The 18,040-nt window shown below is 43.5% G+C and carries 8 protein-coding genes, 6 rRNA genes and 1 riboswitch; of the genes, 1 reads left to right on the top strand and 13 read right to left on the bottom strand.

Annotation, left to right across the window (positions count from 1 at the left end; translation table 11 throughout):
• Window positions 1-30: 30 nt before the first annotated feature.
• The 9 genes from purB to AB3U99_RS02810 all read right to left on the bottom strand — a co-directional run bounded on the left by purB (window position 31) and on the right by AB3U99_RS02810 (window position 10,865).
• A complete protein-coding gene (purB, locus tag AB3U99_RS02850) occupies window positions 31-1,323 on the bottom strand; it encodes an adenylosuccinate lyase (RefSeq protein ID WP_031539701.1) in 1,293 nt (430 codons plus the stop codon).
• A 3-nt stretch (window positions 1,324-1,326) separates the two neighbouring features.
• On the bottom strand, window positions 1,327-2,481 hold the full coding sequence (gene purK / locus AB3U99_RS02845) for a 5-(carboxyamino)imidazole ribonucleotide synthase (RefSeq protein WP_400245264.1): 1,155 nt from the start codon (window positions 2,479-2,481) through the stop codon (window positions 1,327-1,329).
• On the bottom strand, window positions 2,468-2,956 hold the full coding sequence (gene purE, locus AB3U99_RS02840) for a 5-(carboxyamino)imidazole ribonucleotide mutase (RefSeq protein WP_031539706.1): 489 nt from the start codon (window positions 2,954-2,956) through the stop codon (window positions 2,468-2,470). Before purE ends, purK begins: the two co-directional genes overlap by 14 nt.
• Before the next feature lie 124 nt (window positions 2,957-3,080).
• Window positions 3,081-3,182, bottom strand: a riboswitch (purine riboswitch).
• A gap of 107 nt (window positions 3,183-3,289) precedes the next feature.
• On the bottom strand, window positions 3,290-3,487 hold the full coding sequence (locus tag AB3U99_RS02835) for an NETI motif-containing protein (protein ID WP_031539707.1): 198 nt from the start codon (window positions 3,485-3,487) through the stop codon (window positions 3,290-3,292).
• Window positions 3,480-4,025, bottom strand: a complete 546-nt coding sequence (locus AB3U99_RS02830) for a DUF2179 domain-containing protein (RefSeq protein WP_031539708.1) — start codon at window positions 4,023-4,025, stop codon at window positions 3,480-3,482. Before AB3U99_RS02830 ends, AB3U99_RS02835 begins: the two co-directional genes overlap by 8 nt.
• Window positions 4,026-4,465: 440 nt before the next feature.
• Window positions 4,466-4,583 (bottom strand): 5S ribosomal RNA (gene rrf / locus AB3U99_RS02825).
• Between the two features lie 225 nt (window positions 4,584-4,808).
• Window positions 4,809-7,745: ribosomal RNA gene (locus AB3U99_RS02820) — 23S ribosomal RNA — on the bottom strand.
• Window positions 7,746-8,103: 358 nt separating this feature from the next.
• A 16S ribosomal RNA gene (locus tag AB3U99_RS02815) occupies window positions 8,104-9,651 on the bottom strand.
• The 16S, 23S and 5S rRNA genes sit together here, the layout of an rRNA operon.
• A 389-nt stretch (window positions 9,652-10,040) precedes the next feature.
• A complete protein-coding gene (locus AB3U99_RS02810) occupies window positions 10,041-10,865 on the bottom strand; it encodes an aldo/keto reductase (RefSeq protein WP_400245262.1) in 825 nt (274 codons plus the stop codon).
• 510 nt (window positions 10,866-11,375) lie between these two features.
• Between AB3U99_RS02810 and AB3U99_RS02805 the strand changes: the two genes are divergently transcribed.
• Complete coding sequence (locus AB3U99_RS02805) at window positions 11,376-11,675, top strand: winged helix-turn-helix transcriptional regulator (protein WP_400245260.1); 300 nt, start codon at window positions 11,376-11,378, stop codon at window positions 11,673-11,675.
• Between the two features lie 235 nt (window positions 11,676-11,910).
• Here the strand turns inward: AB3U99_RS02805 and rrf (AB3U99_RS02800) are convergent.
• The 4 genes from rrf (AB3U99_RS02800) to AB3U99_RS02785 form a co-directional block, all read right to left on the bottom strand.
• Window positions 11,911-12,028: ribosomal RNA gene (gene rrf, locus AB3U99_RS02800) — 5S ribosomal RNA — on the bottom strand.
• Between the two features lie 225 nt (window positions 12,029-12,253).
• Window positions 12,254-15,190 (bottom strand): 23S ribosomal RNA (locus AB3U99_RS02795).
• 358 nt (window positions 15,191-15,548) lie between these two features.
• Window positions 15,549-17,096, bottom strand: a 16S ribosomal RNA gene (locus tag AB3U99_RS02790).
• Window positions 17,097-17,388: 292 nt separating this feature from the next.
• On the bottom strand, window positions 17,389-17,931 hold the full coding sequence (locus AB3U99_RS02785; protein WP_400245259.1) for a 2'-5' RNA ligase family protein: 543 nt from the start codon (window positions 17,929-17,931) through the stop codon (window positions 17,389-17,391).
• Window positions 17,932-18,040 lie beyond the last annotated feature (109 nt).

Genomic DNA, 18,040 nt, shown 5'->3' with positions numbered 1-18,040 from the left:
CTGTCATTTTATGTGACAGCTCTTATTTTTTTATAATCCAAGACGATCAAAAATCGTATCAACATGTTTAATATGGAAGTGATAATCAAAGCAATCATCAATTTCTTCTTTTGTTAACTTAGAGGAAATTACTGCATCGCTATCTACCAGCTGACGGAACGGTACTTGCTTTTCCCAAGATTCCATTGCTCTAGGCTGTACAGTGTCATACGCTTCTTCTCTTGTAAGCCCCTTATCAATTAGAGCAAGTAATACTCGTTGTGAGTAAATTAAGCCAAGCGTACGATCCATATTACGCTTCATATTCTCTGGGAATACAGTTAGGTTTTTCACGATATTGCTGAAACGATTTAACATGTAATTTAATGCAATTGTTGCATCTGGGATAATAATGCGTTCTGCAGAAGAGTGCGAAATATCTCTTTCATGCCATAAAGGAACATTTTCATAGGCCGTTAGCATATAGCCACGAATAACACGCGCAAGACCTGCCATGTTTTCTGAACCGATTGGGTTACGTTTATGCGGCATAGCAGAAGAACCTTTTTGTCCTTTAGCGAAAAATTCTTCTACTTCTCTTGTTTCACTTTTTTGCAACCCGCGAATTTCCACTGCGAATTTTTCAATAGAAGTAGCAATTAAAGCTAGAGTAGACATATAATCTGCATGACGATCGCGCTGCAATGTTTGCGTAGAAATCGGCGCTGGTTGTAATCCTAATTCTTTACATACATATTGCTCTACAAAAGGATCAATATTAGCATAAGTTCCTACCGCACCGGAAATCTTGCCATATTCAATTCCTTCAGCTGCTGCTTTAAATCTTTCAAGGTTACGTTTCATTTCTTCATGCCATAGAGCAAGCTTTAAACCAAAAGTAGTTGGTTCTGCATGAACTCCATGTGTACGTCCCATCATAACGGTGTATTTATGTTCTTGTGCTTTATTCTTCAGAACTTCAATAAAGTTTTCTACATCTTTTAATAAAATCTCATTTGCTTGTTTAATTAAGTATGAAAGTGCTGTATCCACAACATCTGTAGAAGTTAAACCATAATGCACCCATTTTCTTTCTTCTCCAAGTGTCTCAGATACCGCTCTTGTAAATGCTACAACGTCATGTCTTGTATCTAGTTCAATTTCTTTAATACGCTCGATATCAAATGAAGCATTTTCGCGAATCTTTTTTACGTCTTCTCCTGGAATTTCACCAAGCTTTACCCAAGCTTCACATGCTAAAATTTCTACCTCTAACCATGCTTTAAAGCGATTTTCCTCTGTCCAAATGTTTCCCATTTCTGGTCTTGTGTAACGATCGATCATTGTTTATCCTCCGATTTTTTCTGTCTGTACATTCCATACGTTCGTATTCTCGATTTCATCTAATGCTATTTCAACAGATGCACGAAGCAAGGTTGCATGCCCCATCTTCCTATTTTCCTTTGGTTCCTGTTTTCCATAAAGATGAATTTTCCAATCCTGTAAATCAAGAATCTTATCAATCACCTGTCCTTGATGTTGACCGAGAATATTAACCATGACAGCAGGTCTTAATAGTCTAGTGCTTGCTAACGGCCAATTGCACACCGCACGGATATGCTGCTCAAACTGTGAAGTCTCGCATGCCTCAATTGTATAATGCCCAGAATTATGTGGTCTAGGAGCCAACTCATTAATATAAATCTCTTCGTCCTCTGTCAGGAACATTTCTACTGCTAATGTTCCTACTAAATGTAGATTCTCAGCAAGCTTGCTTGCCTTTTCTATCGCTAAGTCCTTTGCCAAGTCACTAATGCGAGCCGGAACGATTGATTCATGCAAAATATTATTAAGATGAATATTTTCACTAACTGGAAAAACGGTAGCTTCTCCCTTTCCACTTCTAGTGATAATAACCGATATTTCCTTATTAAAAGGAATCCATTTTTCTAATACACAGACTCCATTGTTTAAAAGCTTTTCCGCTTCTGGTATTTGACTGCTTTCTTTAATAACATATTGGCCTTTTCCATCATAACCTCCACGGGCTGTTTTTAAAACAGCTGGATAGCCTAATTGTGCTATTCCACTATAAATATCACTTGTTTTTTCAACAACTACATATGGAGCTATCTTAATTCCGGCTTGCTCAATTGCCTTTTTTTCCTTTACTCGATCCTGCGTAATTTCAAGAAGAGCAGAACCTTGTGGAACATTAGCATTATTGGTTAACCAATCAAGACAAGCTGCATCTATATTTTCAAATTCATAAGTTATTACATCACTTATTTCTGCTAATTTTTTTATCGCTGATAAACTATCATAGGCATCAACAATTTTATAATCAGCTACTTGACCACAAGGAGAATCTTCTGTTGGATCTAATACTGCTATTCTAAACCCTTGTGCTTTTGCTGCGATTGCCATCATACGCCCTAACTGACCGCCACCTATAATACCAATTGTTTGACCTGGCAGTATTACTCTATTAGACAAGCTCATCACTACTTTCCATTACTTCTTTTTTCGTTCTTTCTCTCATGGAAAAAAGTCTTTCTGCTAACTCTAAGTCTGTAGCACCTAGTATTTGGGATGCAAGAAGTCCTGCATTCGTAGCACCTGCTTTGCCAATTGCTACAGTAGCAACTGGCACTCCTCCAGGCATTTGGACAATTGACAATAAGGAATCCAGGCCATTTAAGGCTTTTGATTGAACGGGAACTCCTATAACAGGCAAAGTTGTCTTAGCTGCAATCATCCCTGGAAGATGTGCTGCTCCACCTGCTCCGGCAATAATTACTTTAATTCCTCTATCTCTCGCGCTTTCGGCATATTCAAACATTAAGTCAGGAGTACGATGAGCAGAGACCACTTTTTTCTCGTAATCTACTTCCAGTTGATCTAATATTCCACAAGCATGCTTCATTGTTTCCCAATCTGATTTACTCCCCATGATAACACCAACAGATGCGGTCATGTTCTCCCTCCTGATTCTATTTAAAAAGCCCTAGCCAGAACACTTTTCTACACTAAAAGAGAGAAAGTATCTGTCCAGAGCTTAAATAAACCTGAATAAAGTAAACTCTACTTTTTTCAGCTCTTTTTCATTCACTTTCCCTCATAGTCCAGTATTTTACGGTTACCGGGTAGAAACTTATGGGCCATATTCCCATTATTATATGAGGGCTATTTAATTTATTTTGTTTCCGTCTTGTTTAATTAACACTATACCATCTTAACAAGCATATTTATATATTGTCAACAGTAAATGTCGAACGATTAATATAAATATAATATTAATGTTCGTGATTTAACCTTCTAATTGTACTGCTTCAAAGATAATTTGCTGTGATACTGGCTCATAAGACATTTGACCATTCACCTTTATTTCCTTGAAAACTGGCTTTTCCATCCGCTTTATTGGTGTATAGCCTTCCTTCTTCATTCTTTCTAGACAGTCATTAATCGTCTCATTCATTTGCACTTCAAATCTTTTTTTCTTACTCATTAAACAATTTTCCTTTCTTAACACTTTTCACCCAGAACCCACCATAAATCGCTTTAGGCTCATATGCAATTATAAATGCTTTAGGGTCCAACTCTTTAATTGTCTGATATAATTTTAATTCATATTTTCGAGGAGTCAATATTTGCAAGGACATTCGATCACCTTCTAGCCCCTGCGCAGCCCACGTAGTTACTCCATATCCTTTTGTTCTTAAAGAATTAGGCAGGTCTCGGTCATATTCCTTTGTTATAACATTTACTGTAATGTATCCTAAAGCCAGCTTCTCCTCAATTTTCATTCCAACAATTACTCCTATACCATATCCAATAGCATAGGCAACTAAGTTCTGAATTTGATCCAAATTATCCAAAACCAACCCTAAGCCAATAACATAAATGACTACCTCTATCATGCTGATAAATGCAGCTAAATAACGTTGGCCTTTTAAAGTTAAAATCATTCGTATCGTAAAAAAAGAAACATAGACAATATTGATTATGAGAATAATCAATATCATCGTAACACTATTTTCTAGCATGTTTTTGCTCACTCCCATATGTATTTACTATTCCTATATTATACTTATAATTACCTAATAAGAAAGAAGTAAACAATTTTATACTTTTCGCCAAAAGACAGATAAATCTGAAAAATTCATATATAATAGAAGAAAGTCGGATTTTTTATAATGTTAGCTAAAATTGTGGATTATTTCTACATTTATTACAGTAAGGGGATATATAATTGTTACTTCAATTATTTGATCTTTAATTGTGAAGTAATAGGAGAAATTAGCGAAATAGAAGTTGATATCATCGAAAAATCGCTGGATATGATCCATAAATTAAATATATTGTCCAAAGTCACAAAGATATAATCTAAAACTCTGCACTATTTAGCTAAACCAACTTTTTCTGATTTAATATTTTATTTACGTAAAAAAACCTAAAAGCAATAAAGCTTTTAGGTTTTTTAATGGCCTGGCGACGTCCTACTCTCACAGGGGGAGAACCCCCAACTACCATCGGCGCTTTAGAAGCTTAACTTCCGTGTTCGGTATGGGAACGGGTGTGACCTTCTCGCTATCGCCACCAGACTATTTTATTTTTGAGAGTTATTCCCTCAAAACTAGATTATGAAGTAAAAGATAAGAAATGAGTAATCAAGATTGTCCAGCTCCAACGCCTATCGCCTAGCAAACTTCCGATCATCTCCCTACGATAAGTCAACATCGATTCACTTGCGCTCATCGTGTTTCCTTTATCTCAGTCGATGCTCATCCAGTTTGTACGCCGATAAACAGGCGTTTCCGCTTTTCGTTTTAGTTAAGTCCTCGATCTATTAGTATCAGTCAGCTCCACATGTCGCCACGCTTCCACCTCTGACCTATCAACCTGATCATCTTTCAGGGATCTTACTAGCTTGCGCTATGGGAAATCTCATCTTGAGGGGGGCTTCATGCTTAGATGCTTTCAGCACTTATCCCTTCCGCACATAGCTACCCAGCGATGCCTTTGGCAAGACAACTGGTACACCAGCGGTGCGTCCATCCCGGTCCTCTCGTACTAAGGACAGCTCCTCTCAAATTTCCTACGCCCACGACGGATAGGGACCGAACTGTCTCACGACGTTCTGAACCCAGCTCGCGTACCGCTTTAATGGGCGAACAGCCCAACCCTTGGGACCGACTACAGCCCCAGGATGCGATGAGCCGACATCGAGGTGCCAAACCTCCCCGTCGATGTGGACTCTTGGGGGAGATAAGCCTGTTATCCCCGGGGTAGCTTTTATCCGTTGAGCGATGGCCCTTCCATGCGGAACCACCGGATCACTAAGCCCGACTTTCGTCCCTGCTCGACTTGTAGGTCTCGCAGTCAAGCTCCCTTGTGCCTTTACACTCTACGAATGATTTCCAACCATTCTGAGGGAACCTTTGGGCGCCTCCGTTACTTTTTAGGAGGCGACCGCCCCAGTCAAACTGCCCACCTGACACTGTCTCCCACCCCGATAAGGGGTGCGGGTTAGAATGTCAATACAGCCAGGGTAGTATCCCACCAATGCCTCCACCGAAGCTAGCGCTCCGGCTTCCAAGGCTCCTACCTATCCTGTACAAGCTGTACCAAAATTCAATATCAGGCTGCAGTAAAGCTCCACGGGGTCTTTCCGTCCTGTCGCGGGTAACCTGCATCTTCACAGGTACTATAATTTCACCGAGTCTCTCGTTGAGACAGTGCCCAGATCGTTACACCTTTCGTGCGGGTCGGAACTTACCCGACAAGGAATTTCGCTACCTTAGGACCGTTATAGTTACGGCCGCCGTTTACTGGGGCTTCAATTCAGAGCTTCGCACTAAGTGCTAACCCCTCCTCTTAACCTTCCAGCACCGGGCAGGTGTCAGCCCCTATACTTCGCCTTGCGGCTTCGCAGAGACCTGTGTTTTTGCTAAACAGTCGCCTGGGCCTATTCACTGCGGCTCTCTCGGGCTTTAACACCCAAAAGAGCACCCCTTCTCCCGAAGTTACGGGGTCATTTTGCCGAGTTCCTTAACGAGAGTTCTCTCGCTCACCTTAGGATTCTCTCCTCGCCTACCTGTGTCGGTTTGCGGTACGGGCACCATAAATCTCGCTAGAGGATTTTCTTGGCAGTGTGGAATCAGGAACTTCGGTACTATATTTCCCTCGCCGTCACAGCTCCGCTGACATGGTAATGGGATTTGCCTCATTACCGGCCTAACTGCTTGGACGTGCTAATCCAACAGCACGCTTACCCTATCCTCCTGCGTCCCCCCATTGCTCAAACGATTTAAAGGTGGTACAGGAATATCAACCTGTTGTCCATCGCCTACGCTTTTCAGCCTCGGCTTAGGTCCCGACTAACCCTGAGCGGACGAGCCTTCCTCAGGAAACCTTAGGCATTCGGTGGATGAGATTCTCACTCATCTTTCGCTACTCATACCGGCATTCTCACTTCTAAGCGCTCCACCAGTCCTTACGGTCTAGCTTCGACGCACTTAGAACGCTCTCCTACCACTGACATCATAGATGTCAATCCACAGCTTCGGTGATACGTTTAGCCCCGGTACATTTTCGGCGCAGAGTCACTCGACCAGTGAGCTATTACGCACTCTTTAAATGGTGGCTGCTTCTAAGCCAACATCCTGGTTGTCTAAGCAACTCCACATCCTTTTCCACTTAACGTATACTTTGGGACCTTAGCTGGTGGTCTGGGCTGTTTCCCTCTTGACCACGGATCTTATCACTCGTAGTCTGACTCCCAAGAATAAGTATTTGGCATTCGGAGTTTGTCTGAATTCGGTAACCCGATGGGGGCCCCTAGTCCAAACAGTGCTCTACCTCCAATACTCTAAATCTTGAGGCTAGCCCTAAAGCTATTTCGGAGAGAACCAGCTATCTCCAAGTTCGATTGGAATTTCTCCGCTACCCACACCTCATCCCCGCACTTTTCAACGTGCGTGGGTTCGGGCCTCCATCCAGTGTTACCTGGACTTCACCCTGGACATGGGTAGATCACCTGGTTTCGGGTCTACAACCACATACTATTTCGCCCTATTCAGACTCGCTTTCGCTGCGGCTCCGTCTTATCAACTTAACCTCGCATGTAATCGTAACTCGCCGGTTCATTCTACAAAAGGCACGCTATCACCCATAAATGGGCTCTAACTACTTGTAGGCACACGGTTTCAGGATCTATTTCACTCCCCTTCCGGGGTGCTTTTCACCTTTCCCTCACGGTACTGGTTCACTATCGGTCACTAGGGAGTATTTAGCCTTGGGAGATGGTCCTCCCTGCTTCCGACGGGATTTCTCGTGTCCCGCCGTACTCAGGATACACTCAAGAGGGAACGAAGTTTCGACTACAGGGTTTTTACCTTCTACGACTGACCTTTCCAGATCGATTCGTCTACCCCGTTCCTTTGTAACTCCATATAGAGTGTCCTACAACCCCAAGAGGCAAGCCTCTTGGTTTGGGCTAATCCCGTTTCGCTCGCCGCTACTCAGGGAATCGCGTTTGCTTTCTCTTCCTCCGGGTACTTAGATGTTTCAGTTCCCCGGGTCTGCCTTCAGTACCCTATGTATTCAGGTAAAGATTCTATCCCATTACGGATAGAGGGTTTCCCCATTCGGAAATCTCTGGATCAAAGCTTACTTACAGCTCCCCAAAGCATATCGGTGTTAATCCCGTCCTTCATCGGCTCCTAGTGCCAAGGCATCCACCGTGCGCCCTTTCTAACTTAACTTAGTTTCGACCAAAGATAAGCGTCGTATCTCTTCGTCAGCTCTCTCACTGTGCTCCTCACGTACTAGCGTACGCTCCGGTGCTCGCTCGGTCGCTTCCTTGACCTACTTGCTTCTCTTTGCTCTCAAATCTTTGAAAGAGTATTCGATTGATACGATTACTTTCCAAAGAAGTAATTCTCTAAAATAGAGAATCTAAGATGGCGATTACTCGGTTTCTTTCTTGTTTTTACTATTCATAATCTAGTTTTCAAGGAACAATTGGCTTATTATAAGCCTGTTTTTGAGGAATTGCTCCCTCAAAACTGAACAACAAATCGTCAACAATCTGTGATGGAATGTGAATTCCATTTTCCTTAGAAAGGAGGTGATCCAGCCGCACCTTCCGATACGGCTACCTTGTTACGACTTCACCCCAATCATCTATCCCACCTTAGGCGGCTGGCTCCTTACGGTTACCCCACCGACTTCGGGTGTTACAAACTCTCGTGGTGTGACGGGCGGTGTGTACAAGGCCCGGGAACGTATTCACCGCGGCATGCTGATCCGCGATTACTAGCGATTCCAGCTTCATGTAGGCGAGTTGCAGCCTACAATCCGAACTGAGAATGGTTTTATGGGATTTGCTAGGCGTCACCGCTTTGCTGCCCTTTGTACCATCCATTGTAGCACGTGTGTAGCCCAGGTCATAAGGGGCATGATGATTTGACGTCATCCCCACCTTCCTCCGGTTTGTCACCGGCAGTCACCTTAGAGTGCCCAACTAAATGCTGGCAACTAAGATCAAGGGTTGCGCTCGTTGCGGGACTTAACCCAACATCTCACGACACGAGCTGACGACAACCATGCACCACCTGTCACTCTGTCCCCCGAAGGGGAACGTCCTATCTCTAGGAGTGGCAGAGGATGTCAAGACCTGGTAAGGTTCTTCGCGTTGCTTCGAATTAAACCACATGCTCCACCGCTTGTGCGGGCCCCCGTCAATTCCTTTGAGTTTCAGCCTTGCGGCCGTACTCCCCAGGCGGAGTGCTTAATGCGTTTGCTGCAGCACTAAAGGGCGGAAACCCTCTAACACTTAGCACTCATCGTTTACGGCGTGGACTACCAGGGTATCTAATCCTGTTTGCTCCCCACGCTTTCGCGCCTCAGCGTCAGTTACAGACCAAAGAGTCGCCTTCGCCACTGGTGTTCCTCCACATCTCTACGCATTTCACCGCTACACGTGGAATTCCACTCTTCTCTTCTGCACTCAAGTCCCCCAGTTTCCAATGACCCTCCACGGTTGAGCCGTGGGCTTTCACATCAGACTTAAAGGACCGCCTGCGCGCGCTTTACGCCCAATAATTCCGGACAACGCTTGCCACCTACGTATTACCGCGGCTGCTGGCACGTAGTTAGCCGTGGCTTTCTGGTTAGGTACCGTCAAGGTACAAGCAGTTACTCTTGTACTTGTTCTTCCCTAACAACAGAGTTTTACGATCCGAAAACCTTCATCACTCACGCGGCGTTGCTCCGTCAGACTTTCGTCCATTGCGGAAGATTCCCTACTGCTGCCTCCCGTAGGAGTCTGGGCCGTGTCTCAGTCCCAGTGTGGCCGATCACCCTCTCAGGTCGGCTACACATCGTTGCCTTGGTGAGCCGTTACCTCACCAACTAGCTAATGCGCCGCGGGCCCATCTGTAAGTGACAGCGTAAACCGTCTTTCAGCTTTTCTACATGAGTAGAAAAGGATTATCCGGTATTAGCTCCGGTTTCCCGAAGTTATCCCAGTCTTACAGGCAGGTTGCCCACGTGTTACTCACCCGTCCGCCGCTAACTTTAAAAGCAAGCTTTTAAAGTCCGCTCGACTTGCATGTATTAGGCACGCCGCCAGCGTTCGTCCTGAGCCAGGATCAAACTCTCCAATAAAGAGTTGATTAGCTCATTGCTAAACTCTAGCTTTTTATTACTTGTTGTTTTCATTCTATAACGTTCGTTATAAAACGATTATTGTTGACGTTTGTTTGTTCAGTTTTCAAAGAGCAATTTGTTTGCTGCTATCAGAAGCAACTTTCATATAATAACATATTTACTAATTATAAGTCAATAACTTTCTTAAAAACTTTTAACTATTAACTTATCATATTATCGTTGCTGTTAGAAGCAACTTTTATATAATAACAGGTTATAATCATTTTGTCAGCATTTTTCTCAAAAAAAATAAAAGTTTTTTCTCCTTTCAAATAAAACATTACCAGTAAACATTAAAATAGAAAGAAAGGGATAAAACCCTCCCTTTCTTTCAGATAACTAACATTTTAGCGTACGTGCATATCGTTAGGATGAGATCCTTTACGTCTATTAATATTTAATTGATTTATTGCATTTACGTCTTTATCATTTAGCTCAAAGTCAAATACTTGGAAATTCTCTTCAATTCTTGATGGAGTAACCGATTTAGGAATCACAATTGTATTATTTTGTAAATGCCAGCGTAAAACAACCTGAGCTGGTGTTTTTTTATGTGCATCTGCAATATTTTTAATTACTTCATCCTGTAATACTTCTCCACCCTGATCTAATGGACTCCACGCTTCTACAAAAATATCATGTTTTTCACAATACTCCTTTAATTCATTTTGTGCCAAATAAGGATGACATTCTACCTGATTTAGAACAGGTTTTACTTCGCATTCACTTAAAATGCGTTCTAAATGCTCTATTTCAAAGTTACAAACACCAATAGCTTTCACTTTTCCATCCTTATATAGTTTTTCTAAAGCTTTATATGTATCCACATAGTTATCAAATTTGGGAGTTGGCCAATGAATTAAATATAAATCTACATAATCAAGACCCAATCTTTCTAAGCTTTCATCAAATGCTTTCAGTGTATTTTCGTAACCTTGGTCACTGTTCCAGACTTTTGTCGTAATGAATAACTCTTCACGAGGAACAGAAGAATCTTTTATTGCTTTCCCTACACCTTTTTCATTTTTATAAATCATCGCCGTATCGATCGAGCGATATCCTACTTCAAGCGCCTTTGCAACCGCACTAGTTGCTTGGTCATCTGCAACTTGCCAAACTCCAAAACCCAATTGAGGCATTTTCAATCCATTATTTAATGTAACAAATTCCATTATGCATTTCTCCTTTTTAAATAAATATATTTTTTGCTACTATCCCTATACTTTAATTCCTAAGCAAAGTTACTGCTCCCTTTCCTCTTTTCATTATTAGAAACTTAGATAAACTATAATAGTTTACTTTATTGCCAATAAGGATTAAAGATAACCAAAACCACCTCCTTAGAGGACTATTTCGTGGAACAATTATATTTACTATGAAATTTTCCGAGAACAATGCATTAAAATACTTTTCGATTATAAAAACTTCGATAAATACCTTATTAATAAGGCTACAAACAAAGATGATGAATAGAATAGATATAACTTCCATTCTGATTTTCACTTTCAAATTACCAAATTGCTAAGTTTTCCTAATTCTCATTTGAAAAATTTTAGAGATTCCTACCAGGATTGCTTGATTGCTATTTTACAAGACTTAATATAATAATGTAAGTAGTGAAATTTTTATGACATAGTTACTTATACTTAACTAACTAATAATTTATAACCAGGAGGAATAGGATGGAAATTCCATGCTTAATTGAAAAAACGCTTGATATCATAGGAAATAAATGGTCATTTCTAGTGTTGAGGGAATTATTTGAAGGAACAAAACGGTTCAATGAATTACGGAGATCTATTAAGGGGATAAGTCCTAATTCTTTAACAACAACACTCAAGCATTTAGAGAAGAAAGGTATTATTGTTCGAACAGCTATCCCTACAGTTCCCATCACTGTTGAATACTCTCTTACAGAAAAAGGAAAATCGTTTCATAGCGTATTAAAGGAAATGAAAAAATGGGCTGCCGAATGGGCGTAAACAATTTTACAATACATAAATTTCATCTTTGTTATTAAATGAACCTAGTAAATCTATATTCTCTGATATTACTATTAAAAAGGACTTCCAACTAATGAAGTCCTTAGCATAACTTGTTGTTATTATTAAAATCACCACTTTTCTTTCTATTTTTACTAGAAGTAGAAAAGTACATTAAATCTAATGTGTAAAAAAAAAAGACCTAAAAGCAATAATGCTTTTAGGTCTTTTAATGGCCTGGCGACGTCCTACTCTCACAGGGGGAGAACCCCCAACTACCATCGGCGCTTTAGAAGCTTAACTTCCGTGTTCGGTATGGGAACGGGTGTGACCTTCTCGCTATCGCCACCAGACTATTTTATTTTTGAGAGTTATTCCCTCAAAACTAGATTATGAAGTAAAAGATAAGAAATGAGTAATCAAGATTGTCCAGCTCCAACGCCTATCGCCTAGCAAACTTCCGATCATCTCCCTACGATAAGTCAACATCGATTCACTTGCGCTCATCGTGTTTCCTTTATCTCAGTCGATGCTCATCCAGTTTGTACGCCGATAAACAGGCGTTTCCGCTTTTCGTTTTAGTTAAGTCCTCGATCTATTAGTATCAGTCAGCTCCACATGTCGCCACGCTTCCACCTCTGACCTATCAACCTGATCATCTTTCAGGGATCTTACTAGCTTGCGCTATGGGAAATCTCATCTTGAGGGGGGCTTCATGCTTAGATGCTTTCAGCACTTATCCCTTCCGCACATAGCTACCCAGCGATGCCTTTGGCAAGACAACTGGTACACCAGCGGTGCGTCCATCCCGGTCCTCTCGTACTAAGGACAGCTCCTCTCAAATTTCCTACGCCCACGACGGATAGGGACCGAACTGTCTCACGACGTTCTGAACCCAGCTCGCGTACCGCTTTAATGGGCGAACAGCCCAACCCTTGGGACCGACTACAGCCCCAGGATGCGATGAGCCGACATCGAGGTGCCAAACCTCCCCGTCGATGTGGACTCTTGGGGGAGATAAGCCTGTTATCCCCGGGGTAGCTTTTATCCGTTGAGCGATGGCCCTTCCATGCGGAACCACCGGATCACTAAGCCCGACTTTCGTCCCTGCTCGACTTGTAGGTCTCGCAGTCAAGCTCCCTTGTGCCTTTACACTCTACGAATGATTTCCAACCATTCTGAGGGAACCTTTGGGCGCCTCCGTTACTTTTTAGGAGGCGACCGCCCCAGTCAAACTGCCCACCTGACACTGTCTCCCACCCCGATAAGGGGTGCGGGTTAGAATGTCAATACAGCCAGGGTAGTATCCCACCAATGCCTCCACCGAAGCTAGCGCTCCGGCTTCCAAGGCTCCTACCTATCCTGTACAAGCTGTACCAAAATTCAATATCAGGCTGCAGTAAAGCTCCACGGGGTCTTTCCGTCCTGTCGCGGGTAACCTGCATCTTCACAGGTACTATAATTTCACCGAGTCTCTCGTTGAGACAGTGCCCAGATCGTTACACCTTTCGTGCGGGTCGGAACTTACCCGACAAGGAATTTCGCTACCTTAGGACCGTTATAGTTACGGCCGCCGTTTACTGGGGCTTCAATTCAGAGCTTCGCACTAAGTGCTAACCCCTCCTCTTAACCTTCCAGCACCGGGCAGGTGTCAGCCCCTATACTTCGCCTTGCGGCTTCGCAGAGACCTGTGTTTTTGCTAAACAGTCGCCTGGGCCTATTCACTGCGGCTCTCTCGGGCTTTAACACCCAAAAGAGCACCCCTTCTCCCGAAGTTACGGGGTCATTTTGCCGAGTTCCTTAACGAGAGTTCTCTCGCTCACCTTAGGATTCTCTCCTCGCCTACCTGTGTCGGTTTGCGGTACGGGCACCATAAATCTCGCTAGAGGATTTTCTTGGCAGTGTGGAATCAGGAACTTCGGTACTATATTTCCCTCGCCGTCACAGCTCCGCTGACATGGTAATGGGATTTGCCTCATTACCGGCCTAACTGCTTGGACGTGCTAATCCAACAGCACGCTTACCCTATCCTCCTGCGTCCCCCCATTGCTCAAACGATTTAAAGGTGGTACAGGAATATCAACCTGTTGTCCATCGCCTACGCTTTTCAGCCTCGGCTTAGGTCCCGACTAACCCTGAGCGGACGAGCCTTCCTCAGGAAACCTTAGGCATTCGGTGGATGAGATTCTCACTCATCTTTCGCTACTCATACCGGCATTCTCACTTCTAAGCGCTCCACCAGTCCTTACGGTCTAGCTTCGACGCACTTAGAACGCTCTCCTACCACTGACATCATAGATGTCAATCCACAGCTTCGGTGATACGTTTAGCCCCGGTACATTTTCGGCGCAGAGTCACTCGACCAGTGAGCTATTACGCACTCTTTAAATGGTGGCTGCTTCTAAGCCAACATCCTGGTTGTCTAAGCAACTCCACATCCTTTTCCACTTAACGTATACTTTGGGACCTTAGCTGGTGGTCTGGGCTGTTTCCCTCTTGACCACGGATCTTATCACTCGTAGTCTGACTCCCAAGAATAAGTATTTGGCATTCGGAGTTTGTCTGAATTCGGTAACCCGATGGGGGCCCCTAGTCCAAACAGTGCTCTACCTCCAATACTCTAAATCTTGAGGCTAGCCCTAAAGCTATTTCGGAGAGAACCAGCTATCTCCAAGTTCGATTGGAATTTCTCCGCTACCCACACCTCATCCCCGCACTTTTCAACGTGCGTGGGTTCGGGCCTCCATCCAGTGTTACCTGGACTTCACCCTGGACATGGGTAGATCACCTGGTTTCGGGTCTACAACCACATACTATTTCGCCCTATTCAGACTCGCTTTCGCTGCGGCTCCGTCTTATCAACTTAACCTCGCATGTAATCGTAACTCGCCGGTTCATTCTACAAAAGGCACGCTATCACCCATAAATGGGCTCTAACTACTTGTAGGCACACGGTTTCAGGATCTATTTCACTCCCCTTCCGGGGTGCTTTTCACCTTTCCCTCACGGTACTGGTTCACTATCGGTCACTAGGGAGTATTTAGCCTTGGGAGATGGTCCTCCCTGCTTCCGACGGGATTTCTCGTGTCCCGCCGTACTCAGGATACACTCAAGAGGGAACGAAGTTTCGACTACAGGGTTTTTACCTTCTACGACTGACCTTTCCAGATCGATTCGTCTACCCCGTTCCTTTGTAACTCCATATAGAGTGTCCTACAACCCCAAGAGGCAAGCCTCTTGGTTTGGGCTAATCCCGTTTCGCTCGCCGCTACTCAGGGAATCGCGTTTGCTTTCTCTTCCTCCGGGTACTTAGATGTTTCAGTTCCCCGGGTCTGCCTTCAGTACCCTATGTATTCAGGTAAAGATTCTATCCCATTACGGATAGAGGGTTTCCCCATTCGGAAATCTCTGGATCAAAGCTTACTTACAGCTCCCCAAAGCATATCGGTGTTAATCCCGTCCTTCATCGGCTCCTAGTGCCAAGGCATCCACCGTGCGCCCTTTCTAACTTAACTTAGTTTCGACCAAAGATAAGCGTCGTATCTCTTCGTCAGCTCTCTCACTGTGCTCCTCACGTACTAGCGTACGCTCCGGTGCTCGCTCGGTCGCTTCCTTGACCTACTTGCTTCTCTTTGCTCTCAAATCTTTGAAAGAGTATTCGATTGATACGATTACTTTCCAAAGAAGTAATTCTCTAAAATAGAGAATCTAAGATGGCGATTACTCGGTTTCTTTCTTGTTTTTACTATTCATAATCTAGTTTTCAAGGAACAATTGGCTTATTATAAGCCTGTTTTTGAGGAATTGCTCCCTCAAAACTGAACAACAAATCGTCAACAATCTGTGATGGAATGTGAATTCCATTTTCCTTAGAAAGGAGGTGATCCAGCCGCACCTTCCGATACGGCTACCTTGTTACGACTTCACCCCAATCATCTATCCCACCTTAGGCGGCTGGCTCCTTACGGTTACCCCACCGACTTCGGGTGTTACAAACTCTCGTGGTGTGACGGGCGGTGTGTACAAGGCCCGGGAACGTATTCACCGCGGCATGCTGATCCGCGATTACTAGCGATTCCAGCTTCATGTAGGCGAGTTGCAGCCTACAATCCGAACTGAGAATGGTTTTATGGGATTTGCTAGGCGTCACCGCTTTGCTGCCCTTTGTACCATCCATTGTAGCACGTGTGTAGCCCAGGTCATAAGGGGCATGATGATTTGACGTCATCCCCACCTTCCTCCGGTTTGTCACCGGCAGTCACCTTAGAGTGCCCAACTAAATGCTGGCAACTAAGATCAAGGGTTGCGCTCGTTGCGGGACTTAACCCAACATCTCACGACACGAGCTGACGACAACCATGCACCACCTGTCACTCTGTCCCCCGAAGGGGAACGTCCTATCTCTAGGAGTGGCAGAGGATGTCAAGACCTGGTAAGGTTCTTCGCGTTGCTTCGAATTAAACCACATGCTCCACCGCTTGTGCGGGCCCCCGTCAATTCCTTTGAGTTTCAGCCTTGCGGCCGTACTCCCCAGGCGGAGTGCTTAATGCGTTTGCTGCAGCACTAAAGGGCGGAAACCCTCTAACACTTAGCACTCATCGTTTACGGCGTGGACTACCAGGGTATCTAATCCTGTTTGCTCCCCACGCTTTCGCGCCTCAGCGTCAGTTACAGACCAAAGAGTCGCCTTCGCCACTGGTGTTCCTCCACATCTCTACGCATTTCACCGCTACACGTGGAATTCCACTCTTCTCTTCTGCACTCAAGTCCCCCAGTTTCCAATGACCCTCCACGGTTGAGCCGTGGGCTTTCACATCAGACTTAAAGGACCGCCTGCGCGCGCTTTACGCCCAATAATTCCGGACAACGCTTGCCACCTACGTATTACCGCGGCTGCTGGCACGTAGTTAGCCGTGGCTTTCTGGTTAGGTACCGTCAAGGTACAAGCAGTTACTCTTGTACTTGTTCTTCCCTAACAACAGAGTTTTACGATCCGAAAACCTTCATCACTCACGCGGCGTTGCTCCGTCAGACTTTCGTCCATTGCGGAAGATTCCCTACTGCTGCCTCCCGTAGGAGTCTGGGCCGTGTCTCAGTCCCAGTGTGGCCGATCACCCTCTCAGGTCGGCTACACATCGTTGCCTTGGTGAGCCGTTACCTCACCAACTAGCTAATGCGCCGCGGGCCCATCTGTAAGTGACAGCGTAAACCGTCTTTCAGCTTTTCTACATGAGTAGAAAAGGATTATCCGGTATTAGCTCCGGTTTCCCGAAGTTATCCCAGTCTTACAGGCAGGTTGCCCACGTGTTACTCACCCGTCCGCCGCTAACTTTAAAAGCAAGCTTTTAAAGTCCGCTCGACTTGCATGTATTAGGCACGCCGCCAGCGTTCGTCCTGAGCCAGGATCAAACTCTCCAATAAAGAGTTGATTAGCTCATTGCTAAACTCTAGCTTTTTATTACTTGTTGTTTTCATTCTATAATGTTAGTTATAAAACGATTATTGTTGACGTTTGTTTGTTCAGTTTTCAAAGAGCAATTCGTTTGTTGCTATTAGAAGTAATTTTTATATAATATCATATTTACTAATTATAAGTCAATAACTTTCTTAAAAACTTTTAACTATTAAATTATCATATTATCGTTGCTGTTAGAAGCAACTTTTATATAATATCAATTATCCACTTAATCGTCAACTGTTTTTTAAGATTTTTTTATAATTCTATTAAACTCTTAGAATATATAACTGGAGCATGTTTCGAACTATCTACTCTAATTAATCCTATTCGGTTAATTTCTCCTTCTAGCTTTTCATTTGACTTTAAACAATAACTATATCCATCCTGTAGCTTTTCTTCAGAAAGTCTATTAGCTAAGGTACAATGCGGAACCCATTTACCTGGAAGGTATAACGACTCTTCATCATTATTAAACGAAGCAAAGTATCGATGATAATCAGAATGTAACTCTATTAACTCTTTAGTTACGGTTGGAGAGTAAAATAGCGTTTTTGTGTTTATAAAAGATCCTACTGCTTGAAATTCAACTTGGATTTTCCCCTTATCTTTATAGAAGGTTTCCATCTCATTTATAAAATTTGTGACAGAGACTTCCTTATAGCTTGCTAGTGTAATATGAGGTACTCTATCCTCTACTTCTCTCGCATAATAGGAAATTTTGTTGCTTTCTAGCTCTTCCCATATCTTTTTTATTCTTTGTTCTAATACTGTATCAAATAATGCAATTACTGCATACATCACACTCTTCTCCTTAAGTAGGTAAAGTCTTTTATTTTTTCCAAAACCAAATTTTCTCTAGTAACCCATGGATTACTATTAAATTGAGACGATGCATATTTATTTTCTT

Source organism: Niallia tiangongensis (assembly GCF_044704065.1).
Lineage (GTDB): Bacteria > Bacillota > Bacilli > Bacillales > Cytobacillaceae > Niallia > Niallia tiangongensis.
Note: the sequence above shows the minus strand (reverse complement) of the source record. Positions and strands in the feature narration are given on the sequence as shown.